We start from the raw sequence: 24,924 nt of genomic DNA, 5'->3' as shown, positions 1-24,924 counted from the left end.
TGTAGGAGCGGGCCGTGCCCGCGAAGCGTCAGTGCCGTCCTCGTTCACGGGCATGGCCCGTTCCCACAAAGGTCACGGCATTTCTCCCACGGCGCCGCAGATCGCCTTTGCTCCTGTAGGAGCGGGCCACGCCCGCGAAGCTTTTCATTGGGGGCGCGCGTGCCTACAAAGTTGATTCTCGCCGAACCCTTTAAAACCCTCTGGCAAGGCAGGGATCCGTTCGCCGAAGTAGAGCGCTTGCAAGGCCAGGTCTATCGCGAGCTGGAAGGCCGACGCACCCTGCGTACCGAGGTCGACGGGCGCGGCTACTTCGTCAAGATCCATCGCGGAATCGGCTGGGGCGAGATTGCCAAGAACCTGATTACCGCCAAGGCCCCGGTGCTTGGCGCCGGCCAGGAATGGCGCGCGCTACAGCGCCTGCACGAAGCCGGCGTGCCCACCATGACGGCCGTGGCCTATGGCGAGCGTGGCAACAACCCCGCGACCCAGCACTCCTTCATCATCACCGAAGAGCTGGCGCCCACCATCAGCCTGGAAGACTTCGCCGCCAACTGGCGCGAGCAGCCGCCACAGCCACGCCTCAAGCGCGCGCTGATAGCTCAGGTCGCACACATGGCCGGCGATATGCACCGTGCCGGAGTCAATCACCGGGACTTCTATATCTGCCACTTCCTGCTGCATACCGACAAACCGGTAACTGCAGAGGATTTCCGGCTGTCTCTGATCGACCTGCACCGTGCCCAGGTCCGATCAGAAACGCCGCACCGCTGGCGCAACAAGGACCTGGCCGGGCTGTACTTCTCGGCCCTTGATATCGGCCTGACCCGACGGGATTTGCTGCGTTTCCTGAAAGGTTATTTCCAAAAGCCGCTTCGCCAGTCGCTGCGTGAGGAAGCCGCACTGTTGAGATGGCTGGAAGGTCGGGCTGCGAAGCTCTACAAGCGCAAGCAGCGTTATGGGGATGCGCTCTGATGGCGGGTTGGAGGCTTGAGCCAGCCTATGCCGAGCTGGCCAGCGACTTTGCCAGCCTGGACGCAGTCTTCGCCTTACAGGGAGAGCGGCTGACCTCCGATCCGCTGTCTGAAGTCATCCGCATCGAGCGCAAAGGTGTGCGCTATTACGTCAAGCGCTACTGGGGCGCGGGCAAGGGGCTGCGTCGCTACATTGGCCGGCCCCGGGTCAAGGCTGAATGGCAGAATCTCATGCTGTTTCAACGTTGGGGCATACCGACGGCCCCAATCGTGGCGTACGGGATGGAGCGGCGTGCTGGCATGTTTTCACGCGGCGCGCTTATCACGCGCGAACTGGAGCTGACTGAGGATCTGGCTTTGCTCGCCAACAGCGGCGATGCTCGTCTTCAGGACCCTCGCTGGGTACAGGAAATCAGTCTGCAGGCGGCAGACGCGACTCGGACCATGCACGAGCATGGTTTTGCCCATAACGATCTAAAGTGGCGCAATCTGCTGGTCGACCCGCAGCGCCGTCTTTTCCTGATCGATTGTCCGACCGGTTCGTTCTGGTGCGGTCCTTTTTTGCAGTACCGCATCATCAAGGATCTGGCCTGCCTGGACAAAGTTGGGAAATACCATCTGAGCCGGACTCAGCGTCTACGCTTCTATTTGCAGTATTCGCAGCGTGAGCGGCTGACCGCAGAGGACAAGCCGCGCATTCGCAAGATCGTGCATTTTTTTCAGGGACGAGAATGAGAGACTTCCTTGCCGAGGATGATCGGGCTTTGCTCGAAAGCCATGGCCTTGCCAGCTTTGACGCGCTGTGGGCGCTCAAGCTGGAGGCTGTGGATGAGCCTAATGTTGAGCGCGGTGGCTGGAGCAGTGTTTTCCGGCTGGAGCTGGGAGAGCGCGCCTACTACCTCAAGCGCCAGAGCAATCACCTGACCCGCAGCCTGCTACGCCCGCTGGGCGAGCCGACCTTTGCCCGTGAATTCCGCAATATCCAGCGCTATCAGCAACTGGGCATTCCGACTCTGCAGGCAAGCTTTTTCGGCAGCCGCAAGCTTGCAGGTGAGCGGCGGGCGATTCTTCTGACACGCGCACTGGATGGGTGGGAAGACCTTGACAGCTGCCTGGCTCGATGGCCGCAACTGGATGCGCCGTGCCAGACAGCAATCGTTCGCGCGGTCGGCGAGTTGGCGCGCGACCTCCATCAGGCTGGGCAGGTACACGGCTGTTTCTACCCCAAACATATCTTCCTGCGCGAACAGGACGGGCGCTGGGAGGCTTGCCTGATCGATCTGGAAAAGACCCGCCCGCTGCTCTTGGGGTGCCGGGACCGAATCAAGGATCTGGAGCCATTGTTGCGTCGCGCCCAGCGAATGGGCAGTGAAGGCATGCGCGCATTGCTTGCAACCTATCTGAATGATGAAAGTGCCGTGGAACCCTGGCTGCAGCGTTTGCACCAACGCCGTATGGATAAGGAATCGCGCGCATGAAGCTTTCCGCTCTAGCCGATGCCGGGCGTGCACCTGCGCTGCCGATGCAGGTGGGGTTGCCGGACTCCACCGCGCTTGAGCTTGAGGCCTGGATGCGTGTGCTTCCGGGCCAGCGCTATGTGGCTCGTGCCGTATGGAATGGCCGCTTGGTGCTGGCCAAGCTGCTGGTCGGCCCCAAGGCCTCCCGGCAATACCAGCGCGAACGCGAGGGCGCAGGATTGCTGGCAGAGCAGGGGCTTCCGACCCCGGGGCTACTGGCCGAAGGCCTTCAGGAAGGTGAAGGCGGATGGCTGCTGTTCGATTGGCTCGATGGCGCTGAAAGCCTGTGGGGTGCCTGGCGCTCTGTCGCCGGCGAGGCAGTGCTTTCCGATGCCCAGCGAGACGTGCTGGGCGATGCACTTGAGCTGATTGCCCGGATGCACGCACGTGGCCTGTGGCAGGACGATCTGCATCTGGACAATCTGCTGCGCGCAGATGGCCAACTGTTCGTCGTCGATGGCGGCGGGGTTAGGGGGGAGACGCCCGGCCGCCCGCTGTCCCGTGAGCGAGTGCTGGAGAATCTAGGGGTTTTCTTTGCGCAATTGCCTGCCGAGCTGGAGCCCTTCATCGAAGAGCTGTCAGTGCACTACCTGTTGGCTAATGGCGAGCATGCATTGCCGTTGGAAGCTCTGCTTAAGGAAACCCGGAAGGTTCGTAGTTGGCGCCTGAGTGACTATGTAAAAAAGCTTGCTCGTGATTGCAGCCTCTTCAGCGCACGCATTGGCGCTTTCGGCGCCCAGGTGGTGCGACGTGAAGACGAGGCGTTTTTGCAGCCGCTGCTGGATGATCCCGATACTTTCATCGCGCAAGGGGCTTTGTACAAGGGCGGCGGCACGGCCACGGTGGCGCGGGTTGAACTGAATGGCCGGGCGCTACTGGTCAAGCGCTACAACATCAAAGGTCCTGCGCACTGGCTCAAGCGCTTCTGGCGCCCGAGCCGTGCCTGGCATAGCTGGATCGAAGGCAATCGTCTCGATTTTCTCGGCATCGCCACGCCGCGTCTGCTCGCCGTCAAGGAGCAGCGTTGGTTGTGGCTACGCGGCAAGGCCTGGCTGGTAACCGAGCTGCTTGAAGGCGAAGACGTCATCGCGCGCTGGCAACCCTATCTGCAGAACTCACCTCCTGAAGAGGAGCTGGAGGCGCTGGATGTGCTTTTCTCCAGGCTGATCCGCGAGCGCATCAGCCACGGTGATTTCAAAGGGCATAACCTGTTCTGGGAGAACGGTCGCTGGGCGCTGATCGACCTCGATGCCGTGCAACAGCACCGCAGCGATGCCGCCTTTGCTCGTAGTTACAGTCGTGACCGGGCGCGCTTTCTGCGTAACTGGCCGGCTGATTCAGCTCTCCACCGGTTGCTGGATGAGCGCCTGCCGCGGTTGTGACGATCCGTCGCGACTGCCGTTCGTAGCCTTGCTGTGAGATGCGCCCTTCGTCATGGTGCTTCAGGGCAGATCGTGCCGCTATAATTCGCGCCTTGTTTGCGGTCCGTCATTTAGGCCGTGTTTATTTGGTTCGTGATAGCATTAGGCTATCACCTGTACAAGAGGCTTTTCCGTGGCCCTGACGATTCTCGGCTTGTCCGGCGCTCTCAGTCATGATCCTTCCGCTGCACTTTATATCGACGGCAAGCTCATTGCCGCCGTGGAAGAAGAGCGTTTCGTGCGCGACAAGCATGCCAAGAATCGCATGCCTTACGAGTCGGCCAAGTTCTGCCTGGAACAGGCCGGCATCAAGCCGTCCGATGTCGACGTGGTGGCGATTCCCTTCGCACCCATCAGCATCTTTGAAAAGGCGCGTTGGCATTACGCCAAGCGCTACTGGTACGCCCCGGATCGTGCGCTCGATGCCATTCTTATGGGCAATCGCCGCTACTACCGCTACAAGAAGCGCATCCAGTGGTGCCTGCAGCAGCTGGGCTTCGATCTGAAGAAGGTCAAGCTGCAGCCGGTCGAGCACCACCTGGCCCACGCCTCCAGCGCCTATCACTGCTCGGGTTTCACCGAGAAGACCGCCATCCTTGGTATCGACGGCAAGGGCGAGTACGCCACCACCTTCTTTGGTTGGGGCGAGAACGGCAAAATTCACAAGATCAAAGAATTTTACGACCCGGATTCCCTGGGCGGTCTCTACGGCGCCATCACCGAGTACCTGGGTTTCGAGATGCTCGACGGCGAGTTCAAGGTCATGGGCATGGCGCCCTATGGCGATGCGGCCAAATACGATTTCTCGCGGCTGGCCAAGTTCGAGAACGGCGAGCTGATCATCAATACCGAATACGCCAACGTCATTGGTTTCCGCCGCTATAAGGAAAAGGGCAAGGGCTACTACTTCTCGCCCAAGCTGATCGAGTGGCTGGGCCCGAAGCGCGAAGGCGATATCGCCGACGATCCCTACATCCATTACGCCGCCAGCATGCAGGCGCTGTTCGAAAAGCTGGCGCTGGAAATGATGGACTACTACCTGGGCGACATCATTCGCGAGACCGGCAGGATCGCCTTTGCCGGCGGCTGCGCGCTGAACGTCAAGCTGAACCAGAAGATCATCGCCCGCCCCGAGGTGAAGGAGCTGTTCGTCCAGCCCGCCTCAGGTGATGCGGGCACCGCAGTAGGGGCCGCCGCATATGTTTCTCACCAGCGCGGCGTGCCGGTGGAAAAGATGGAGCACGTCTACCTCGGCCCGTCCTACACCAACGAAGAAGTGATTGCCGCCTGCGCCAAACACCCGAACAAGCCGGTGTTCAAGCAGATCTCAAATACGCCCGAGCGCATCGCCCGAATCATGGTCGATGGCAACCCCGTGGCCTGGTTCCAGGGGCGCATGGAGTTCGGCCCGCGTGCCCTGGGCGGTCGCTCCATCATCGGCTGCCCGAGCGTGCCGGGAGTGGCTGACCGCATCAACGAACAGATCAAGTTCCGCGAGCGCTGGAGGCCCTTCTGCCCGTCCATGCTCGATACCGTGGCGCCGCAGATGCTCAAGGTCGATCACCCCAGCCCCTTTATGACCTTCACCTTCGAAGTCAATGAGGGCTGGAAGGAGCGTGTCGGCGAAGTCGTCCACGAAGACGGCACGTCCCGCGCCCAAGTGCTGGAGCGCCGCCACAACCCGCGCTGGTATGACCTGATGCTGGAGCTGGAAAAACTTACCGGCAACGGCGTATCGCTCAATACCTCTCTCAACCGCCGCGGCGAGCCCATGATCTGCTCGCCCACCGATGCGTTGAACATGTTCTATGGGTCGGATCTGCAGTATCTGATCATGGAAGATGTGCTGGTGGTGAAGGATGGCAAGGATTGGTATGACGGAGTCTGAACAGCCGCCCGGCCAATCGCAGCAATGGATTCTGCAGTTCTGCCATGGCTACGACGGCCCCTTCCTTGATTGCGCGCGGCAGTATGCCGTGCTTTTCAAGGGCACGGCCTACAAGGTCTGTACTGTCTACCTGACCGGAGCGCCCAGCGAGAAGGTCGTGCGAGGCTCTGCGTCGGATGAAGTGCTGTTTCTCGACTACAGCAGTCGCGACGTGCGTGGGCTGAAGTTGAGGGCTATCCGAGATATTCGCCGTATTGCCGCAACGCGATCTTTTACGGCCTGCATAGCGCATCGCTTCAAGCCTGTGTACGTGGCGTTACTGGGAACCAACCTGCCGGTAATAGGCGTCCACCACGCCTTTGGCGATTACCAGCGCCGTTCACGTCAGTTGTTTGCCAATTACTTTCGAAAGCGTTTAGCGCTGCTCGGCGTCTCCAATGCGGTGCGTGATGACATTCGCGCCTGCTTGCCGAGCTGGCCGTCTGAACGTATCGAGACGCTGTACAACCGCATCGATATCGAAGCAGTCCAGGCCGAGCAGGTCTCCCGAGAGGTTGCTCGCGACTATCTCGGCCTGCCGCAAGATGCATGGGTGGTGGGCAACGTCGGTCGTCTGCACCCGGACAAGGATCAGGCAACGCTGATTCGAGGCTTTGCACTGGCATTGCCGGATCTGCCTGCCGGCAGTCTGCTGGCAATCATGGGAAAGGGAAGATTGGAAGCTTCGCTGAAGTCGCTTGCGGTCGAGCTGGGTGTGGCTGAGCGGGTGCGCTTTCTTGGCCAGATATCGAGCGGTCGCAATTACTTCAAGGCCTTCGATGTATTTGCCCTGACCTCTGATCATGAGCCGTTTGGCATGGTGCTGCTTGAGGCAATGGCGGCGAGTGTGCCGGTTATTTGCAGTGAGTGCGGCGGGGGTGCAGAAGTTGTTCAGGGTACGGGCGAGTTATTTCCCTTTGCTCAGCCCGCTGCGCTTGCGCATTCCTTGCGTGCACTTTTGCCAAGGGCCGGTGACCAGTTACTAGTCGCACGCCGTCTACGAGAGTGCTTCAGTGATCAGGCAGCTCGTGAGCGCTTCTGGGTACTGGGATGGATAGCAAGCTGATGTTTGATTCGAGGTCAGGGAGCGTGACTGGAAACCCTAGTATCTGCTTTGTAATCCCATATTTTGGAAGTTGGCCCTTTTGGATGCCGCTGTTTCTCGAGTCCTGCAGGCGCAACCCAGATATCGACTGGCTCCTGTTCACGGACTGCGGTACCCCGCCCGATCTGCCGCACAACGTGCGTATAGAACACATCAGTTACGTGGACTATTGTGCGCTGGTGTCTGAACGCCTCGGAATAGATTTCGCGCCTGATAACGCCTACAAGCTCTGCGATATCAAGCCCGCGTTGGGCTATATCCACGAGGATAGGCTGCAGGGGTATGACTTCTGGGCATTCGGAGATCTGGACGTTATTTACGGCAAGTTGCGCACATATTTCACTGCCGAGCGGCTTGCCCGATACGATCTCTATTCGACACATGCGCGTCGGGTTTCCGGCCACCTTTGCCTGATACGTAACGTCTCGCAGATGAGAGAGCTGTTCATGAAGATGCCTCGTTGGAAGGAGCGCTTCATGGATCAAGAACACCATGCTCTCGACGAGGGGGCTTTTAGCCGTCTTTTTCTATGGCGCAAGAATTTCCCTCAACCTCTTTTCAAGCTGGTTGGATTGTTCAATCCGCTGCGTCGGCGCAGCGAGTTTATCGAGGCGTTCAGTACTCCGGACGGCTGCATTCCGTGGGTTGATGGTGCGTTCCGTTTTCCACAGCGCTGGTATTGGAATGATGGGTCGTTAACCAACGATCAGGATGGGGCTCGGGAGTTTCCTTATTTTCACTTCGCAATCTGGAAGCGAGGAGCATGGGCTGAGCGAACTGCGCCGCTGCCGGAAACGGTGCGGACACTTGCATCTCGTCCGGCATGGAGGATTGATGCAACCGGCCTATCGGAGTGCGTGCAATGATGAAACGTCGTATCAAAGTCTTGCAGTTGCACCCTGACTACAACATCAAAGCACATGACTTTGCTGATTTGGGTGAGCAGATATTCAAAGCTCTACCGGACGATCGTTACGAGACGGTCAACGCGTTCCTGCGAGGGCGCCCAGCACCCGGAGCGCCGGAGAGCCGAGCGCACCGTTCGGTGTATTTTGAGCTTAGTGATGCCCAGCTCAAGGGCTTGCGAATTCGGGCCCTCTGGGCCTTGTATCAGTTTTGCCGTGCCGAGCAGTTTGATGTGGTGATTTGCAATCGCTTCAAGCCCGTTAACATGATGCTGCAGCTAACTCGCTTGCTCAAAGTGCCGCTCTGCATTGGTATTGCTCACGGCTTTGGTGAATACGACCGTTTTTATCGGCGTCGCCAGGCTAAGCGGCTGATCGATAAGTCCTGGCGTTTTGTCGGGGTTTCACCTGCGGTTAAACAATACTTGCTGGACTGCGACTGCGGCTTTACCGAGTCCAATACCGTAGCGATTACCAATGCCATTGATATCGAGCAAGCGAAAGCGCTGCAGTTGACTCGTGAGGAGGCCCGTGAGCAATTGGGGCTGGATCCCAGCGTGCGCTTGATCGGTGCGCTGGGTAGGCTCGTGCCTGTGAAAGGGCATATCTATCTGATTCGGGCCTTTGCTTCTCTTAAGGACCGCCATGTAGATGCACAACTGGCGATCATTGGCGCAGGGCGTGAAGAGAAGAACCTGTTGGCTGAGGTCGACCGCCTGGGCCTTACAGGTCGAGTTCACTTGCTCGGCTTTCGTGCGGATGCTTTGCAATATGTTCGGGCTTTTGACATCTGGACCATGCCTTCGCTAGCCGAAGGTCTGGGGTTGGCCCTGTTGGAAGGGATGAGCGGGGCATTGCCAGTAATCGCCAGCAACGTCCCTGCCATGCTTCCTCTAATTGAGGGGGCTGGCGGTATTGCTGTGCCGCCGGCGGATTCAAGTGCCCTGAGCGGAGCACTCGATACCTACTTATCTTTAAGTGACGCGCAATTGCGCGAAAAGGGTAACCAAGCCTATCAATATCTCGTAGAGAATCACGAGATCTTTTCATTTCGACAGAAATATCTAAGCCTCATAGAAGGCAGCCTGAAAGATTAGAGTGAACGAGCTCCCCATAAGATATTGGGATCTGCGAAGCGTGGTTTCGCTGTCGTTGTGTTTGTCAGAAATTTAACGTGCGCAGTTGTTTTTATTGTGGCGTATCTTGATTTTTTACTGGGGGTTGTATGGGTTTTGTACGCTGCTTGAAAGGGGCTTATGGGTGGTCCGGCTATTTTACTGTTGCGCTTCTGCTGTTTATCGTAAGCTTTTTAATTTTGCCAACCAGTAAGATGGTGAATAATGTTTATTATGTTTTTCTGGCTGTTCCGGCGTTAGGGTGCATAATAGTTAGTCGGGGGCGAGGGGTTGAGTTTTCGCTGGGTTTCTCATTGTGGGTGTGTGTGTGTTTTTGCTTGGCTCTTGCCGGTATATGGTCGGGTGACGGAAGATGGTTAAAGTATATTCTTTACACTGTCTTGTTTGTGGTGCTGGTTAGTCAATTTGTTGATCCGCGGCCGTTCCGAACACCGTTTTTTGCTCGTGGATTGTTCTGGGTTTTGGGTGGCTATGTATTAGGCTCGGCCATAGTCTATTGGGTTATAGGGCGCTACGCTCCGGGTGAGCGCGTCCTCTGGTTGCCCTCCCGGATGACTGGGCCTATTTATACCAGTATGTGGTTGGCTTGCTGTTTTACGTTGGCACTTCCGGTATGGGTAGAGCAACGTCGATGGTTTGAGCTTTTTGCTGCTCTGTTGTTGGCTGTGTTTTGCATGGCTTATGTGCTACAGAGTCGGTCAGGCTTGTTGGGAATGGTTGCGCTTGGTGGTTTGGTTGCAGTTGGGCTAGTACTGCGGCGGGTGCGCCATGTTTTATGGTTAGGGTTAGCAGCTTCTTTGGGTGCGCTGCTGGTTTACTGGGCGACGCTCGAGATTCCTGAGGTTGCTCGGTTGTTCGCGCGGGCTGATTCGGGCCGTTTTGAGTTGTGGGGAGTTTTTTTTAGTGAGTGGGTAAAGTGTGGAGTGTGGCTTGGCTGTGGAGTGAATCCAAATATTGATGTTGTTCTGTCGAGTGGGCTATCTATTCAGCATCCTCATAATATTTTTTTAGCGCTTGGCCTTTACAGTGGCCTATTTTCTTTGCTGGTTTTCTTGCTAACGATGGTGGTGATTTTGCGGCAGGCCTGGAAGAGGCGCGACCCCTGGGGAGGGTACTTGCTGCTTGCTTTGATAATGTTGAATTTTGATGGGGATAGGTTTATTGATAATCCCAATGAGCTTTGGCTTCTAGTGTTGTTGCCAGCTGCGCTCATTATAAATAAGCGTGATGTAAGCTTGCCAAATGGCCGTTAGCTTGAACATTGCTAAGCGTGCGTTGAGAGCCCCTCAGCCTTCTGGCTTTTAAGTGAATTCTCTTGTTTTTATGGTCTTTCGTGTTTATTGGTTTTGACCTTAAGAGACTGCGGGCTGTTTTGATACGCGTCCATTAGGGCGCGCCAGGGGAATTCAGCCAATAACCCTCTGCGCTGAAGGTAATTTTCAAGGTGCGCAAGGTTGCGGCGTATTAGTGAGGAGGAGAGTGGCCCCCGTTTGCGCTGTAGATCTAAGCAGTCGATGAGGCCAAACTTTCCGCTCGGAAGCTCCAGTATGTTGCCGAGATGCAGTGAGCGAAAATAGATCCCGCGATTGTGTAGAAGTTTAAAGAATTCAGCGACTGCCGGAATTCTAGCAATAAATCCAGCGCGATCTTTTAGATAAATCTGTTCCAGAGACTGACCGGGTAGCGGATGGTATAAGCACGCGCTTAGGCCTCGGGCTTTGTTTATCCAAAAGATTTCGCTCACGTTAGGCGCAGTAATTCCGCAAGCTTGAAGTGTTTCGGTATTGCGCTGGAAGCGCCGCGCAGAGGGCGCCAGGCGTGCTAGTAAAGAGTTGCGACGAGTATAAAAAATTTTCAGGTAAAGCCCGTTTTCTAGTGCTACTACCTTCGCCCCTCTGGCGTCTTGCTCCAATACCTTGCCGCTGGCCAGCCAGCTTTCCAGCTCGTCCGCTGTTACAATCCGCATCTTGTTCCTCTAGCCGATTCATGGGGCCCGCCGAATGGCCAATTCTACCCAGCAATCCAGCGTAAAGGTGTATCTGCGGTTGCTGCGCTATGTCATCCCCTATTGGGGATTGTTTGCTGTCAGCTTATTCGGCTTCCTGATCTTCGCCTCCACACAGCCCATGCTGGGCTATATCCTTAAGTTTTTTGTCGATGGACTGAGCAACCCGGACGCCAGTCTCTTTGCCCAAGTTCCACATCTGCAGGATCAGCCATGGCTCGCCGAGCTCAAGCTGCTACAAGCTGTGCCATTGCTAATTGTGTTTATCGCGGTGCTGCAGGGCGTCGGCTCGTTTCTCGGCAATTTTTTCCTGGCCAAGGTATCTCTAGGGCTGGTGCATGACCTGCGTGTGGCGCTGTTTAACAACCTGCTGACGTTGCCTAACCGCTATTTCGACAGCCACAACTCAGGCCATTTGATCTCGCGCATCACCTATAACGTAACCATGGTCACCGGTGCGGCAACGGATGCGATCAAGGTTGTCGTGCGCGAGGGCATGACGGTGATCTTCCTGTTCGCCACGCTGCTGTGGATGAACTGGAAGCTGACCCTGGTGATGGTGGCGATCCTGCCGGTCATCGGAGTGATGGTTTCCAGCGCAAGCAAGAAATTCCGTAAGCAGAGCAAGAAGATCCAGGTGGCGATGGGCGATGTCACGCACGTGGCGTCCGAAACCATCCAAGGTTATCGGGTGGTGCGCAGCTTCGGGGGCGAGAATTACGAGCAAGAGCGTTTCCTGAGATCGAGCGAGGACAATACGGCCAAGCAGCTGCGTATGGTCAAGACCAACGCGGTGTACACGCCGTCCCTGCAGCTGGTGATTTACAGTGCGATGGCGTTGCTGATGTTTCTGGTGCTTTTGCTGCGTGGCGATGCTTCTGCTGGCGACTTGGTGGCCTATATCACGCTTGCCGGCCTGCTTCCCAAGCCTATCCGACAGCTTTCTGAAGTCAGTTCCACCATTCAGAAGGGTGTTTCTGGCGCGGAAAGTATCTTCGAACAATTGGATGAAGATCCTGAAATTGACAGCGGCGCGATCGAGCGTGAGCGAGTTTCCGGGCAGTTGCAGGTCAACGGATTGAGCTTCGTCTACCCTGGCACTGACAAGCAGGTGCTGCACGACATCACCTTTACCGTCGAGCCAGGTCAGATGGTGGCGCTGGTTGGCCGTTCGGGCAGTGGCAAGTCCACCTTGGCAAACCTGATTCCACGCTTCTATCACCATGACCAGGGGCAGATTTTGCTTGATGGTGTGGAGGTTGGTGATTACAGGCTGCGCAATCTGCGTAGACATATCGCCTTGGTAACCCAGCAGGTCACTCTGTTCAACGATACGGTGGCTAACAATATCGCCTATGGTGACCTCGCCGGTGCGCCACTGGAGGATATTCAGCGCGCCGCCCGTGACGCCTATGCCGATGAGTTTATCCAGCAGATGCCGGAGGGCTACCAGACCCAAGTCGGGGAGAATGGTGTACTGCTGTCAGGCGGCCAACGACAGCGCCTGGCCATCGCTCGTGCGCTGTTGAAGGACGCGCCGGTGCTTATTCTGGATGAGGCTACTTCCGCACTGGATACCGAGTCCGAGCGGCACATCCAGGGTGCACTGGATCATGTGATGACGGGTCGCACCACACTTGTGATCGCGCACCGTCTGAGCACCATTGAGAAGGCTGATCTGATTCTGGTTATGGAGCAGGGCCGCATCGTCGAGCGTGGTACTCATGCCGAGCTGCTTGCCATGAATGGCGCTTACGCCAGGCTACACGCCACGCAGTTCAAGGACGAAGTGTCGGACGAGCAGGAATCCTGAATGTTGCAGTTTTTGCAGTGCTGGCGCGAACGCGGCTGGAGCACCATTGATGCATCCGCTTATGCCGAAGTCTGGCAGCGTTACGGTGGCAGCGTTGCTACACACCCAGAGGTAGTTGAGCGGTTGGCACGTCTTGCTGATATTCCCGTGCGCTATCTGGCTTGGGAGCATCAGGGCGAACTGGTTGCGGCGGTTCCTTGCTGGGGGCGGCATCTGGCGCTATCAAAGGATGTGTTGAAGAAGATCGGCAAGCGCGGCCTGTTCGACCTGGGCAATGCCGAAATCATCCTGCCGGTGGCCGAGCAGGTCGGTGTGCCAGTGCGTCAGCGTATGCGCTATGTCTCCGAGCTTAATGCGGGCGCCATCAGTACGTTGCGTGAGCAGCCGGAAGGCCTGGCGCTGGCACGTGAGCCGGAACAGTATTCGAAGAAGTTCCGCTATAACCAGCGCCGTGAACAGCGCTTGCTCGAAGAGGCCGGCGGGGTGTTGCGTCCCATGCTCGACTTCTCTCCAGCAGAGCAGGCGGCTATGTATGCCGATCTGTTTCAGCGGCGCTGGAGTTTCGAAGCACCTGGCAAGGCGCATCTTCATGAGGTGTTCGAGCTTCTGCGAGATTTTATGACCGGCTCAGTGGTGTTTCTCGACAAGCAGCCTATCGCGATTCAGGTGCTCTACCGGGTCGAAGCGCCGAAGTGGGTATCGATCGAGTATATCAATGGTGGCGTGGATCCCCAGCAGCGCGATTTCAGCCCGGGCAGCGTGCTCAGCTTCGTCAATACCCAAACGGCATGGGCGGAGGCGCGTGCCCTGGGCAAGCCGCTACGTTATTCCTTTGGCCGTGCGGACCGTGAGTACAAGGACCGCTGGTGTAATCGGGTTCCAGTCTTCCAGGTGTAAGCATGGACGCACGTAAACAAAGACTTTTACGGCAGCACCGTCGCAATAAGCGTATCGCCATGCTAATGGCGCTCGCCGTGCTTCTTATGGTCGGTATGACCGTTAGCTTCTGGTTGATACCAGTACTGCTGGTGCTGGGGTGGATCGCTCACGAAGCCTGGTTCGCCGATCACCTGTTCTATCGTCCGCAAGAAGATTACCGCTATGAATTCCCGCCGGATGTTGTGCCGCTGGCAGGGCGAATCGAGCGGGGCTGTCTTTACCTGGCCGGTGAGCTGCCAGATGCCGACACGCTGGTTCTTGAGGTGCAGCTGGCGGCAACCTGGGTTGGCCGTTTTCGTGATCCTCGGGTGTATATCAGCGGCGACCGCCAGGATTTCGAGCGTGCTGTTCGTGGTCAACGCTACCTGAACCTGTCGGGGCAACAAGAGGCGTTGCGGGCGGGTTCGCTGCGTTTCGATAGTTGCTACTGCCGCCTGGGTAGCGAAGTCAGGCTCTACGCTATGCGCAACCCCGACTATGCGCAGCGCCGAATGATGATCATCGCTCCCCATGCGGATGATGCCGAGCTGGCGGCCTTTGGTGTTTACAGCCGTGCCAGTGAGGTGGCTATCGTTACGCTGACTCAGGGCGAGATTGAAGCTGACAACTATCGCCGACTCGGGCTCGACAGTGCTGCAGCCGCCCGGCTTAAAGGGCGGCTGCGCACTTGGGGGAGTCTCGCTGTACCGCTGTGGGGCGGCGTGTCGCAACAGCACTGCGTGCAGCTAGGCTATTACTGTTTGCAGCTGCCGGCGATGGAAGCCATGCCCGAGCGGGTCTTCGGTTCTCGTGAGTCCGGTGAAACTGATATCCGCCCGGTAAGAGTGCACAACCCGTTGCAGTTGCCGGGAGATCTCGACGGACAGCCGACCTGGCAGAACCTGCAGGCTGATCTGCGCGCGCTGCTCGCGCATTTTCGTCCCGAGGTGGTGATCACCCCTCACCCTGAACTGGACCCGCACGCCGATCATGTTGCAGCCACCCGCGCGCTTCGTCAGGCGATAGAGGAGGGTGAGTGGAAGCCATCAACCTTGCTGCTATATGCCAACCACCTGCACGACAATGATCGCTGGCCCATGGGGCCCGCGGGCTGTGGTGTCGCCCTGCCGCCTGCTATCGAGCCACTGCCTGCCGATCGGCTTTGGAGTCCGACGCTGGATGCCGAGGCGCGCCTGAACAAGGCCATGGCGCTGGCCATGCAGCATGATCTGCAGGTTCCCCTGCCGCTGAAGAAGCGCTTGCGTCGAACTATCCAGCGTGTACTGGCAGGCCGGCGCTGGCCGACTACGGGTGATGACGAATTCTTCCGCAAGGCAGTGCGTCGCCACGAGCTGTTCTGGGTGCGTGAGCTGTAGCTTCGATCTGGTTGCTCGTCCTCAATCGTGCAGAACTCGCCTGGCCCATGCTGGTATGCTTTGCACCGTTTTTTCTTCCGCCCCGGAGCCCTTCATGAAGCTGTCCATGCCCCGTTTCGACCAAGCCCCTGTTCTGGTGGTGGGCGATGTCATGCTCGATCGTTACTGGCATGGCGGCACCTCGCGGATTTCGCCCGAGGCGCCGGTTCCGGTGGTCAAGGTCGAGCAGATCGAGGATCGCCCCGGCGGCGCAGCTAACGTGGCGCTGAACATTGCCGCGCTAGGCGCGCCAGCGACATTGGTGGGGGTTACCGGTGATGATGAAGCCTGCCAGAGCTTGACCGACAGCCTGGCCGCGGCGGGGGTAGTGGCTCGTTTTCAGCGTCTCGAACACCAGCCGACCATCGTTAAGCTGCGTGTCATGAGCCGCCACCAGCAATTGCTGCGAATGGATTTCGAAGAACCGTTCGACACCGATCCGGCGGCACTGCTGGGCGAAGTGGAGGCGCTGCTGGATGGCGTCAAGGTGCTGGTGCTATCGGACTACGGCAAGGGGGCACTGAAAAATCATCAGGTGCTTATCCAGGCCGCCCGCAAGCGTGGCATCCCGGTGCTGGCCGATCCCAAAGGCAAGGATTTCGAAATCTACCGCGGCGCTTCGTTGATCACGCCGAACCTCGGTGAGTTCGAGGCCATCGTCGGGCGTTGCGCCGATGAGGCTGAACTGGTGGCCGAGGGTGCCGAGCTGATGCGCAGCCTGGAGCTGGGCGCGCTGCTAGTTACCCGTGGTGAGCATGGCATGACCTTGTTGCGTCCTGAGCATGCACCGCTGCATTTGCCGGCGCGGGCGCGTGAAGTGTTCGACGTCACCGGTGCCGGCGATACCGTGATTTCTACCCTGGCCGCGGCGCTGGCTGCCGGAGCCGAGTTGCCCCAGGCGGTAGCACTGGCCAACCTGGCTGCGAGCATCGTGGTCGCCAAACTGGGTACTGCCTGTGTCAGCGCTCCCGAGTTGCGACGGGCCATCCAGCGCGAGGAGGGGTCTGGACGCGGCACCATGACCGTCGAGCAGCTGCAGACCGTGGTAGAGGATGCTCGTGCCCAAGGCGAGAAAATCGTCTTCACCAATGGCTGTTTCGACATCCTCCATGCCGGCCATGTCACATATCTGGAACAGGCGCGCGCCCAAGGCGACCGGTTGATCGTTGCGGTCAATGACGATGCCTCAGTCAGCCGCTTGAAAGGGCCGGGCCGACCAATCAACAGCGTAGATCGCCGCATGGCTGTACTGGCCGGCCTGGAAGCGGTGGATTGGGTGGTGTGCTTTGCCGAAGACACCCCCGAGAGCCTTCTGGCCCAAGTACGTCCCGATGTACTGGTCAAGGGCGGTGACTACGGGGTCGATCAGGTGGTCGGTGCTGACTTGGTCAGAGCTTGGGGTGGTGAAGTGCGCGTCCTGGGCCTGGTGGAAAACAGCTCGACCACGGCCATCGTCGAGAAGATCCGCAAGGCATAGAAGCTAGCCATCGCATCCCGTGGGAGCGGGCCACGCCTGCGAAGGGCTCTGCATCCGCGCACCAGCCCAAGCGCTGATTCGCAGGCATGGCCAGCTCCTACAAGGTGTACCACCGTGGCTTTTTGTGGGGGCGGGCCATGCTCGCGAAAGGTTCGGCTCCAGAGCATGAGCCTGTTCGCACGCATGGCCAGTTCCTACAGGGTGCACCGCCCGCCGGCTTTTTGTGGGAGCGGGCCATGCCCGCGAAAGGTTCGGCACCAGAGCATGAGCCTTGCTCGCAGGCATGGCCAGCTCCCTACAGGGTGCGCCGCCGCTAGCTTTAGTGGGAACGGGCCACGCCCGTGAAGGGTTCCAAGCCCGATTCAGGCAGGCCTACAGGACCCAACACCTATCCGTGTGCAGTTGTGACCGACCTGGCCGCCCACCAATCCCTCCAGCGAATTCGCTCTGCACGCACCACCCAGCCTTCTTGTGGAGCAAAACTCTCGGATAGCCACAGCCCTCGTGTATTCACGGGGCTGAGCTGACCATCGCGCAATTGCAGCAATTGCTCTTGCGGTTGGCCTTGCAGCAGCGGAATCAGATAGAGATCCGCCCGGCTGCGATCCAGGCGTGCCACCAGCTGTTCGCCTTCAAGGGACTCGTCCACATGGAAGAGGCTGAGCTGGCGCACCTCCTTCGGTATTTCCAGGCGCATGTCGTAAATCAGCTGCAGGGAGGCGGTCGGCAAATGCACATAGGCTCGCGGACGCTCCATCAGTACTTGGCTGCCGCAATGTACCGGTCGTGCGGCCCCGGATAGCGAAGCGAGTTTGAAGTGGACCGTTTCCCGGTAGGGCAGGCTGCTTTGGTAGGGCGTAGGCAGCCAAGTGTTGTCGAAGCGCCCAGCAAGCCAGCCTTCGGGTGTTTCCAGTAGGCATTCCTCAGCTATTTCCTGAATGGCGGTGAGTAGCGGCAAATTCAGTTCATGGGCTGGGACGTAACCGGAAATCAGCTTGAGCACCACGTCGCCTCGGTCCAGTCGCCGCTGACGGACCAGCCCCCAGTACTCGCGACCCTGCCAGGAGAGGGTTAGACGTACCGAGACGCCGAGATTGGCCAGCTCAATAGCGAATGCGTTGGTGTCGGAAACGCTTACTGGGCGGCGGCGTTCGATTACTTCGCTGAAGTTCAGTGGTCTGCCAAGGCTTTGATAACTGAGGCCGTCCGGGCTGGCTTCCACATGCAGCGGCAGCGTTTTGAAGTCACTAGGGCTTTTGCGAAGCAGGACTTTAGGCATGGAATATCTCTATGCGTGGCAGCATTGGCTTTGTTCGCTGGCATGGCCAGCTCCTACGAGATGCACCGCCCGCCGGCATTTTGTGGGGGGGACATGCCGGCGAAAGATCTTGCACCAGAGCATGAGCCCTGTTCGCAGGCACAGCCAGCTCCTAAGAAGTGCACCGCTGCCGGCTTTTTGTGGGAGCGGGCCATGCCCGCGAAAGATTCCGCGCCAGAGCATGAGCCCTGTTCGCAGGCATGGCCAGCTCCTACAGGGTGCGCCGCCGCTAGCTCTTGTGGGAGCGGGCCATGCCCGCGAAAGATCTCGCACCAGAGCATGAGCCCTGTTCGCAGGCATGGCCAGTTCCAATGAGGTGCACCGCTGCCGGCTTTTTGTGGGAGCGGGCCATGCCGGCGAAAGATTCCCGCGCCAGAGCATGAGCCTTGTTCACAGGCGTGGCCAGCTTCTACAGGGTGCGCCGCCGCTAGCTCTTGTGGGAGCGGGCCATGCCCGCGAAAGATCCCGCACCAGCGCATGAGCCTTGCTCGCAGGCAGGGCCAACTCCTACGAGCGCACGTTAGCCAGCACCGCGGCGGCAGTACGTACATTCTCGGTGAGGTGCCGCGGGTTTATCGTCCCAACAATGGCGCTGCTGACCCCAGGCTCGCCAAACAGCAGCTCAAAGCTACGCCTTACCGGATCCTCTCCCGGCGCAAGGTGCCCGCTGGCCAGCGCCTTTTTCACCAGAATGCCCTTGCCATGGGCGGCCGCGTAATCGATCACCTGGCGCTCGGCCTGCTCGTTGAGGTTATAGGTCACCATCGCGCAATCGCCCTGTTCCAAGGCTAGCAGTCCGCCTTCCACTGTCTTGCCGGAGAAGCCGAAACCGAGAATCTTGCCCTCCTGCTTAAGCTCCGCAAGGGCCTGGTACACGCCGCTGTTGCGCAGGATATCTACATCGTTGCCATCCGAATGCACTAGCACCAATTCAATCCGATCGGTGCGCAGACGCTTAAGGCTGCGTTCTACAGAGAAGCGCGTATGGTCGGCGGAAAAGTCGAAACGGGACTGACCGTTCTCGAACTCCTCACCAACCTTGCTAACGACCACCCATTTATCGCGCTGGCCGGCCAGCAGTGGGCCCAAGCGTTCTTCGCTGACGCCATACGCCGGCGCAGTGTCGATCAGATTGATGCCCAGCTCGCGAGCCAGCGCCAGCAACTGTCGCGCCTGCTCATCGTCGGGAATGGTGAAGCCGTTGGGGTATTTCACCCCCTGGTCTCGGCCCAGCTTTACGGTGCCCAGGCCCAACGGCGAAACCAACAGGCCAGTGCTGCCCAGCGGCCGGTAATGTTCGTGCAGTGTCACAGCAAGCCCTCCCAGAATGGCCCGGTTACAGGTGGACGGGGCAGTTGCGGCAGCTGGGGGTGATTGCCGGGAGAAATGCCGTCACGCTCCAGCGCAGCCAGTACGCGGTCAGCAAAGTCTGGTGAAAGCGCCAGCTTGGTCGGCCAGCCAACCAGCAGGCGACCTTGTTCGGCAAGAAACGCATTGTCCGGCCGCGCCAGGCTGGATTGTGCAGGCTCAGCGCGATCAACACGCAGCGTTGCCCAGCGGGCGGCGGATAGATCGATCCAAGGCACTAGCTCAGCCAGCTCTTTTTTTGCCGCAGCGATCTGGCCGGCTTCGGCACGCGCAACGCCATCGGCTTCAGCGAGATCCCCACCCAAATACCAGACCCACTCGCCGTCTGCCGTCGGGTGGCTGGTTACCGTAATGCGAGGTTTGCTACCGCCACCCAGGCAGTGGGCGTAAAGCGGTTTGAGCGTCGGTGCCTTGACCATCACCATATGCAGTGGACGGCGCTGCATGGCCGGTTGCTGCAGGCCAAGCGCGGCGAGCAGTTCTGCGGTGCCGCCGCCTGCGCTGAAGACGATGCGCTGCGCGCGAACTTCCCGCCCGTCGATGCGTAGTCCAACCAGCTCACCGTCTTCATGTAACGGTTCTACCTGCTCGGCAGCCAACAGGCTGCCGCCAGCCAGCTCGCCCAGCCGGGCGATCAGGCTCGGCACATCCAGTACCAGCTCACTGAGGCGATAGACCTTGCCCTTGAACTGCGGGTGCTGCAGTGCAGGTGGTAGCTCATCGCCCTTGACCTGGCCCACCCGGGAACGCACAGCCTTGCTGGCAAAAAAACTGGTGAGATTGCCCGCCAATGTGCCGGGAGACCAAAGATAGTGCGCATCGGACAGCAGCCGAACGCCGGAAAGATCCAGCTCGCCAGTGCCCGCCAACGCCTCGCGCCAGCGCCTGGGCATATCGGCGATGGCCTCGGAGGCGCCCGTCAGCGCGCCGCTCAGCGCGTACTTGGTGCCGCCATGGATAATCCCCTGGGACTTCACACTCTGCCCGCCGCCCAATGCGGCTTTTTCCACCAGCACAGTGGCGAAGCCCTGGCGACGCAGACGCGCATTGAGCCAGAGGCCGGCGACACCACCGCCGACGATCAAGACATCGGTGCTTAAAGGTTCGGGCATAACACGGGCCTCGCAGGAAAACAGGGCGGCAGTATAAACCAACGGCATAGCACGCCTGCTTTTGTGGGAACGGGCTACGTCCGTGAAGGATTACGCGCCCGCGTACAAATCCGAGCACCGCTTCGCAGGCATGGCCTGCTCCCACAGGGTGTGCCGCCCGCCAGCTTTCGTGAGAACGGGCCATGCCCGTGAATGGCTTGCACTGAGGTAGGGGCCTTATTCGCGAGCACGGCTCGCTCCTACAAGTGTGCCGCCAGCCGTCTCCATGCCCGCGAAAACCTCAGCACTGGCGCTCGGCCACATTCGCAGGCATGGCCTGCTCCCACAGGGTGCCGCCCGCTTGCTTTTGTGGGAACGGGCCATGCCCGTGAATGGCTTGCACTGAGGTAGGGGCCTTATTCGCGAGCACGGCTCGCTCCTACAAGTGTGCCGCCAGCCGTCTCCATGCCCGCGAAAACCTCCGCACCGGCGCTTGACCACATTCGCAGGCATGGCCTTGCTCCCACAGGGTGCCGCCCGGCAGCTTTTTTTGTGGGAACGGGCCATGCCCGTGAATGGCTTGCACGGAGGCCGCGCATTATTCGCAAGCATGGCTAGCTCCTACAGGGACTGCTTTCGCGTAAACTCCGCCCCCATGAATCGCACCCTCTATACAGTTTTATTCCACCTCGGCCTGCCGCTAGTGTTTCTGCGCCTACTCTGGCGAGCCAGGCGCGCGCCGGCTTATTCAAAACGCATCGGCGAGCGCTTTGCCATTGGGCTCCCGCCGCTCAAGCCGGGCGGTATCTGGGTGCATGCGGTATCGGTAGGGGAGAGCATCGCCGCCGCACCGATGATCCGCGAACTGATGGCCCGCTATCCCAAACTGCCGATCACCATCACTTGCATGACCCCCACCGGTTCCGAACGAATCAAGGCACTGTTCGGCGACAGCGTCCAACACTGCTACCTGCCCTACGACTTGCCCTGGACAGCCGCTCGCTTCCTCGACCGCGTCCAGCCAAAGCTGGCTGTAGTGATGGAAACCGAACTGTGGCCCAACCACATTCACCAATGTGCGCAGCGTGGCATTCCAGTGGCTCTGGCCAATGCGCGGCTATCCGAGCGCTCGGCGCGAGGCTATGCGCGCTTCGCCCGCCTGACCGCACCGATGTTGGCCCAGCTAAGTTTGATCGCCGCGCAGACGGAAGCCGAAGCCGAGCGCTTTCGTCGCCTCGGTGCCCGCCCCGAGTGCGTCGAAGTGACTGGCTCGATCAAATTCGACCTCACCATCGATCCTAAACTGCCGGAGGCTGCAACTACCCTTCGCCAACAGTGGGGCGCGGTAGATCGACCAATATGGATCGCAGCAAGCACCCATGCCGGCGAAGACGAAATCCTGCTAGACGCCCATCGACAACTGTTGGCTAGCCATCCCAACGCTCTGCTGATTCTCGTGCCGCGCCACCCCGAGCGCTTCGCCACAGTCCATGAGCTGTGCCTTAAACAGGGCTTTGGCACAGTGCGCCGCTCCCTGAATGAGTCGCCCGAGCCGAGCACCGAGGTGCTGCTCGGCGACACCATGGGCGAGTTGCTGTTTCTCTACGCCCTGGCCGATGTCGCCTTCGTCGGCGGCAGCCTGGTGCCCACCGGTGGCCACAACCTGCTCGAACCCGCCGCGCTCGGCAAGCCCGTGCTGACCGGCCCGCATCTGTTCAACTTTCTCGATATTGCCGCGCAGTTGCGAGACGCAGGCGCGCTCGTTGAAGTCAACAGCGCCGCCGAGCTGGCTGCTTCGGTCGATTCGCTTTGGCGGCGTTCGAATAACAAAGAGCGCATGCGTGAGGCTGGGCTGGGTGTGCTCAGGAATAACCAGGGGGCGCTGAATCGGTTGTTGGCTGGGCTGGAGCGACTGATCGGTTCGTAAAAGCGAGATACTACGCTAGGTAATGCAAGGACCGGCTAATAAGCATGTTTTTTTCGATTGATAAACGAGCGTCCTGCTAATCCGTAACGAGAATATCTCGCATTAATGTGTCCGGTTTTGTTGATGCAGACCGTCGCCAACTTATGGCGCTGTTCGTGTGTTTGTGGGAAGCTGCGCACCTTTCTATGGCTAGATGGCGAAGTGATATGAGTGACTGCGGGCTGAACCAACGAAGTGTCGATGATGAGATAGACTTGGTCGAATTGGTCCAAGCAATTTGGGCTGAAAAGATTACGGTGCTGGCTTTTCTCATTACAGCTACGTTAGGAGCGCTAGCGTACTCGTTTTTGGTTTCGCCCCAATACAGTTCCAGCGCTGTAGTTTCGCCTGCGCCTGTTAATTCATTCGGCGCTTTAGCTGGTGAGCTTGGCGCTCTGCAAGCTAACAGCAGCGCCTTTGGTATCAAGGCGGGTATTCAAGTCTCCAATGATTCCTTTTCTATCTTTACGTCGAATTTAGAGTCGCTCAGCGGACAACAGGCTTTTCGAAAAGCCTTCCAGTCGGAGGTGCCGTTTGAACTGGCAGTTAAGAAAGGGCGGGGCGCTAGAGATCCTTTGACGGTGTCGGCAACAGCAGGCGTCGCTGAATCACCTAAGGTCGTGGTTGAGCACTATCTGGCTTATACCGCGCGAATTACCGCAGCCCAGATCAATGACTACTTCGGTGGCTTAGGCATTAGCCAGCGTATCGAGCCGGCGTCGTTATATCGTCTGGAGCAACCAGCGACGGTTAATTCAACGCCAGTGAAACCAAAGCGCACGTTGATTGTTGCACTTGGTTTTGTTCTCGGCGGGATGCTGGGCGTGTTCGTCGCCTTAGTGCGGATTATGCTTAAAAAGCGAGCTCGCACAAACTAAGCGGATAGCCAAAGGAATAGCTTGTGGTATATCCCGAAATTCAACACCACGGCGCCAGGGATGGCGTAACCGGCTCTTGCCATCAGCTCGTCATGAATGCATCGGCTAGCCTTCTAGTCGATTGCGGCCTGTTCCAGGGTGACGACGCCTCCATTCCAAGCGGCGAGAGCGGTAGCCGTCTGCCCATCGACTTTCCGCTCGATACCATCAAGGCGCTGGTGGTCACCCATGTTCACATCGACCATGTCGGACGCATTCCCTATCTGCTGGCGGCAGGCTTCGAGGGGCCGATTCTGTGCAGTGAGGCCTCGGCGAAACTCCTGCCCATCGTTCTCGAAGACGCCTTCAAGCTGAGCTTCAGCCGCGACCAGCAGCGGGTCGAGCGTTACATTGACATGGTCGAAAGCCGCCTCGTTGCCTTGCCTTACCAGCGTTGGTTCACCGTGGTCGATACCGAAGAGCTCATCGCGCGCGTCCGCCTCCAGCGTGCGGGCCATATCCTCGGCTCCGCCTATGCTGAAGTCGACCTTCATTACCCGCAGCAGAAACAGAGCAAGCGGGTGGTGTTTTCAGGCGATCTAGGCGCACCCCATGCGCCTTTTCTGATGCCCCCGCAACCGCCCGAGCGCGCCGATATCCTAGTACTGGAAAGCACCTATGGCGACCGTCTCCACGAAGACCGCCAAACCCGCCGCCAGCGCCTGGAAGCGGTTATCGAACATGCACTGCAAGACCAGGGCACTGTACTGATCCCCGCCTTCAGCGTCGGTCGCACCCAGGAACTGCTCTACGAACTCGAAGACATCATCCACACCAAGCTCAACCCCCCGCCCGCCCCTGTAGGAGCGAGCTCGCTCGCGAACACAGCCAGCTCGGAAAATCCCAATCTCCCCTCCGAGGAGAGCGTCAACCCCGCCCAACTCCCTCTCCCCTCTGGGGAGAGGGCAGGGGTGAGGGGTAGCGAAACCAAGCTGCAAAACGAAATCACCCCCGAAAGCGCCAGGGGGAGGGAAACTGAAACCAACCCCCAGCCAGCCCCCGAAACCAACTGGCCCCAACTCCCCATCATCCTCGACTCACCCCTGGCCAGCCGCTTCACCGAAGCCTACCGAGCGCTGAAGCCCTTCTGGAACCAGGAGGCCCGCGAGCGCGTCCAAGCCGGGCGCCGCCCGCTGGCCTTCGAGCAGCTCCTCACCATCGACAGCCACGCTGACCACCAGCGCATCGTGGACTACCTGACCCAGACCGCCCGTCCTGCCATCGTGATTGCCGGTGGCGGCATGTGCAGCGGTGGCCGTATCGTCAATTACTTGAAGGCCATGCTGGGCGATAAAAGGCATAACGTTCTCTTCGTTGGCCATCAGGCCAAGGGCACGCCGGGGCACGCAATCCAGACATATGGCCCGAAAGGCGGCTACGTTGATCTGGACGGAAAGCGCATCGATATTCGGGCCGGTGTCACCAGCATCGGGGGCTACTCCGCCCATGCGGACCAAAAAGGTTTGGTGGAATTTGTGACCGGCATGCAGCGGTGGCCGACTGAGATACGGGTAGTACACGGAGAGGAAAAGGCCAAGCAGGCATTAGCTGCCCAATTGCAGTCGAGATACAAGGAGCAGGGCAGCCTTGGCCTGAAGGTCATAGCTGGCGCACGGGAATGAACGAACGACGATCGCATGCAATAAAGCACCCG

The 24,924-nt window shown here is 59.0% G+C and carries 20 protein-coding genes; 16 read left to right on the top strand and 4 right to left on the bottom strand.

The window, feature by feature from the left end; genetic code table 11:
• Window positions 1-159: 159 nt before the first annotated feature.
• The 9 genes from rfaP to BN1079_RS09550 all read left to right on the top strand — a co-directional run bounded on the left by rfaP (window position 160) and on the right by BN1079_RS09550 (window position 10,235).
• Complete coding sequence (rfaP, locus tag BN1079_RS09590) at window positions 160-972, top strand: lipopolysaccharide core heptose(I) kinase RfaP (RefSeq protein ID WP_037026754.1); 813 nt, start codon at window positions 160-162, stop codon at window positions 970-972.
• Window positions 972-1,706: a lipopolysaccharide kinase InaA family protein gene (locus tag BN1079_RS09585; RefSeq protein ID WP_037023953.1), complete on the top strand. Its 735-nt coding sequence runs from the start codon at window positions 972-974 to the stop codon at window positions 1,704-1,706. Before rfaP ends, BN1079_RS09585 begins: the two co-directional genes overlap by 1 nt.
• Window positions 1,703-2,449, top strand: a complete 747-nt coding sequence (locus BN1079_RS09580; RefSeq protein ID WP_037023951.1) for a lipopolysaccharide kinase InaA family protein — start codon at window positions 1,703-1,705, stop codon at window positions 2,447-2,449. Before BN1079_RS09585 ends, BN1079_RS09580 begins: the two co-directional genes overlap by 4 nt.
• Complete coding sequence (locus tag BN1079_RS09575) at window positions 2,446-3,870, top strand: lipopolysaccharide kinase InaA family protein (protein ID WP_037023950.1); 1,425 nt, start codon at window positions 2,446-2,448, stop codon at window positions 3,868-3,870. Before BN1079_RS09580 ends, BN1079_RS09575 begins: the two co-directional genes overlap by 4 nt.
• A gap of 172 nt (window positions 3,871-4,042) precedes the next feature.
• Window positions 4,043-5,797: a carbamoyltransferase family protein gene (locus BN1079_RS09570; RefSeq protein ID WP_037023949.1), complete on the top strand. Its 1,755-nt coding sequence runs from the start codon at window positions 4,043-4,045 to the stop codon at window positions 5,795-5,797.
• Window positions 5,784-6,902 carry a glycosyltransferase gene (locus tag BN1079_RS09565; RefSeq protein WP_037023947.1) on the top strand — a complete coding sequence of 373 codons (1,119 nt, stop codon included), beginning with the start codon at window positions 5,784-5,786 and terminating at the stop codon, window positions 6,900-6,902. The genes BN1079_RS09570 and BN1079_RS09565 overlap by 14 nt, the downstream gene beginning before the upstream one ends.
• The gene (locus BN1079_RS09560) at window positions 6,902-7,807 is read left to right on the top strand and encodes a DUF6625 family protein (protein WP_074436835.1); all 906 of its coding nucleotides are present in this window, start codon (window positions 6,902-6,904) and stop codon (window positions 7,805-7,807) included. Before BN1079_RS09565 ends, BN1079_RS09560 begins: the two co-directional genes overlap by 1 nt.
• Complete coding sequence (locus BN1079_RS09555; protein ID WP_037026752.1) at window positions 7,807-8,943, top strand: glycosyltransferase; 1,137 nt, start codon at window positions 7,807-7,809, stop codon at window positions 8,941-8,943. Before BN1079_RS09560 ends, BN1079_RS09555 begins: the two co-directional genes overlap by 1 nt.
• Before the next feature lie 128 nt (window positions 8,944-9,071).
• Window positions 9,072-10,235 (top strand): O-antigen ligase family protein, encoded by a 1,164-nt coding sequence (locus tag BN1079_RS09550; protein ID WP_037023943.1) that lies wholly within the window; start codon window positions 9,072-9,074, stop codon window positions 10,233-10,235.
• A 68-nt stretch (window positions 10,236-10,303) separates the two neighbouring features.
• On the opposite strand, the gene BN1079_RS09545 is transcribed toward BN1079_RS09550, so the two are convergent.
• Window positions 10,304-10,948, bottom strand: coding sequence for a BUD32 family EKC/KEOPS complex subunit (locus BN1079_RS09545; RefSeq protein ID WP_037023941.1), 645 nt, complete (start codon window positions 10,946-10,948; stop codon window positions 10,304-10,306).
• A gap of 34 nt (window positions 10,949-10,982) precedes the next feature.
• Between BN1079_RS09545 and msbA the strand changes: the two genes are divergently transcribed.
• The 4 genes from msbA to hldE all read left to right on the top strand — a co-directional run bounded on the left by msbA (window position 10,983) and on the right by hldE (window position 16,610).
• Window positions 10,983-12,800, top strand: a complete 1,818-nt coding sequence (gene msbA / locus BN1079_RS09540) for a lipid A export permease/ATP-binding protein MsbA (protein ID WP_037023940.1) — start codon at window positions 10,983-10,985, stop codon at window positions 12,798-12,800.
• A complete protein-coding gene (locus BN1079_RS09535) occupies window positions 12,801-13,697 on the top strand; it encodes a GNAT family N-acetyltransferase (RefSeq protein WP_037023939.1) in 897 nt (298 codons plus the stop codon). It begins immediately after the preceding gene.
• Window positions 13,698-13,699: 2 nt separating this feature from the next.
• Window positions 13,700-15,094: a PIG-L deacetylase family protein gene (locus BN1079_RS09530; RefSeq protein WP_037023937.1), complete on the top strand. Its 1,395-nt coding sequence runs from the start codon at window positions 13,700-13,702 to the stop codon at window positions 15,092-15,094.
• Window positions 15,095-15,188: 94 nt separating this feature from the next.
• Window positions 15,189-16,610, top strand: coding sequence for a bifunctional D-glycero-beta-D-manno-heptose-7-phosphate kinase/D-glycero-beta-D-manno-heptose 1-phosphate adenylyltransferase HldE (gene hldE / locus BN1079_RS09525; RefSeq protein ID WP_037023935.1), 1,422 nt, complete (start codon window positions 15,189-15,191; stop codon window positions 16,608-16,610).
• Window positions 16,611-16,998: 388 nt separating this feature from the next.
• Here the strand turns inward: hldE and BN1079_RS09520 are convergent, their stop codons facing one another.
• From BN1079_RS09520 to BN1079_RS09510, 3 genes are all read right to left on the bottom strand, one after another.
• On the bottom strand, window positions 16,999-17,889 hold the full coding sequence (locus tag BN1079_RS09520) for a hypothetical protein (RefSeq protein WP_037023933.1): 891 nt from the start codon (window positions 17,887-17,889) through the stop codon (window positions 16,999-17,001).
• 546 nt (window positions 17,890-18,435) lie between these two features.
• Window positions 18,436-19,239 (bottom strand): aldo/keto reductase, encoded by an 804-nt coding sequence (locus tag BN1079_RS09515; RefSeq protein WP_171819297.1) that lies wholly within the window; start codon window positions 19,237-19,239, stop codon window positions 18,436-18,438.
• Window positions 19,236-20,408, bottom strand: a complete 1,173-nt coding sequence (locus BN1079_RS09510) for an NAD(P)/FAD-dependent oxidoreductase (RefSeq protein WP_037026751.1) — start codon at window positions 20,406-20,408, stop codon at window positions 19,236-19,238. The genes BN1079_RS09515 and BN1079_RS09510 overlap by 4 nt, the downstream gene beginning before the upstream one ends.
• Before the next feature lie 634 nt (window positions 20,409-21,042).
• Here BN1079_RS09510 and waaA point away from each other — a divergent pair.
• The 3 genes from waaA (at window position 21,043) to BN1079_RS09495 (ending at window position 24,892) form a co-directional block, all read left to right on the top strand.
• Window positions 21,043-22,314 (top strand): lipid IV(A) 3-deoxy-D-manno-octulosonic acid transferase, encoded by a 1,272-nt coding sequence (gene waaA, locus BN1079_RS09505; protein ID WP_037023929.1) that lies wholly within the window; start codon window positions 21,043-21,045, stop codon window positions 22,312-22,314.
• 206 nt (window positions 22,315-22,520) lie between these two features.
• On the top strand, window positions 22,521-23,231 hold the full coding sequence (locus BN1079_RS09500; protein WP_037023928.1) for a Wzz/FepE/Etk N-terminal domain-containing protein: 711 nt from the start codon (window positions 22,521-22,523) through the stop codon (window positions 23,229-23,231).
• A gap of 23 nt (window positions 23,232-23,254) precedes the next feature.
• Window positions 23,255-24,892: an MBL fold metallo-hydrolase RNA specificity domain-containing protein gene (locus BN1079_RS09495; protein WP_037023927.1), complete on the top strand. Its 1,638-nt coding sequence runs from the start codon at window positions 23,255-23,257 to the stop codon at window positions 24,890-24,892.
• The last annotated feature ends 32 nt before the right edge of the window (window positions 24,893-24,924 follow it).

The organism is Pseudomonas saudiphocaensis (genome assembly GCF_000756775.1).
GTDB lineage: Bacteria > Pseudomonadota > Gammaproteobacteria > Pseudomonadales > Pseudomonadaceae > Stutzerimonas > Stutzerimonas saudiphocaensis.
The sequence above is the reverse complement of the archived record's forward strand: the minus strand, read 5'-3'. Positions and strand labels throughout refer to the sequence as shown.

What these genes read in the sequence shown, in the direction of transcription:
- BN1079_RS09550 (WP_037023943.1), top strand. Translation starts at nt 9,072, where the DNA reads ATGGGTTTTGTACGCTGCTTGAAAGGGGCTTATGGGTGGTCCGGCTAT.
- BN1079_RS09520 (WP_037023933.1), bottom strand. Translation starts at nt 17,889, where the DNA reads ATGCCTAAAGTCCTGCTTCGCAAAAGCCCTAGTGACTTCAAAACGCTG.
- BN1079_RS09585 (WP_037023953.1), top strand. Translation starts at nt 972, where the DNA reads ATGGCGGGTTGGAGGCTTGAGCCAGCCTATGCCGAGCTGGCCAGCGAC.
- waaA (WP_037023929.1), top strand. Translation starts at nt 21,043, where the DNA reads ATGAATCGCACCCTCTATACAGTTTTATTCCACCTCGGCCTGCCGCTA.
- BN1079_RS09545 (WP_037023941.1), bottom strand. Translation starts at nt 10,948, where the DNA reads ATGCGGATTGTAACAGCGGACGAGCTGGAAAGCTGGCTGGCCAGCGGC.
- BN1079_RS09580 (WP_037023951.1), top strand. Translation starts at nt 1,703, where the DNA reads ATGAGAGACTTCCTTGCCGAGGATGATCGGGCTTTGCTCGAAAGCCAT.
- BN1079_RS09575 (WP_037023950.1), top strand. Translation starts at nt 2,446, where the DNA reads ATGAAGCTTTCCGCTCTAGCCGATGCCGGGCGTGCACCTGCGCTGCCG.
- hldE (WP_037023935.1), top strand. Translation starts at nt 15,189, where the DNA reads ATGAAGCTGTCCATGCCCCGTTTCGACCAAGCCCCTGTTCTGGTGGTG.
- BN1079_RS09555 (WP_037026752.1), top strand. Translation starts at nt 7,807, where the DNA reads ATGAAACGTCGTATCAAAGTCTTGCAGTTGCACCCTGACTACAACATC.
- BN1079_RS09565 (WP_037023947.1), top strand. Translation starts at nt 5,784, where the DNA reads ATGACGGAGTCTGAACAGCCGCCCGGCCAATCGCAGCAATGGATTCTG.
- BN1079_RS09535 (WP_037023939.1), top strand. Translation starts at nt 12,801, where the DNA reads ATGTTGCAGTTTTTGCAGTGCTGGCGCGAACGCGGCTGGAGCACCATT.
- BN1079_RS09510 (WP_037026751.1), bottom strand. Translation starts at nt 20,408, where the DNA reads ATGCCCGAACCTTTAAGCACCGATGTCTTGATCGTCGGCGGTGGTGTC.
- msbA (WP_037023940.1), top strand. Translation starts at nt 10,983, where the DNA reads ATGGCCAATTCTACCCAGCAATCCAGCGTAAAGGTGTATCTGCGGTTG.
- BN1079_RS09500 (WP_037023928.1), top strand. Translation starts at nt 22,521, where the DNA reads ATGAGTGACTGCGGGCTGAACCAACGAAGTGTCGATGATGAGATAGAC.
- BN1079_RS09530 (WP_037023937.1), top strand. Translation starts at nt 13,700, where the DNA reads ATGGACGCACGTAAACAAAGACTTTTACGGCAGCACCGTCGCAATAAG.
- BN1079_RS09560 (WP_074436835.1), top strand. Translation starts at nt 6,902, where the DNA reads ATGTTTGATTCGAGGTCAGGGAGCGTGACTGGAAACCCTAGTATCTGC.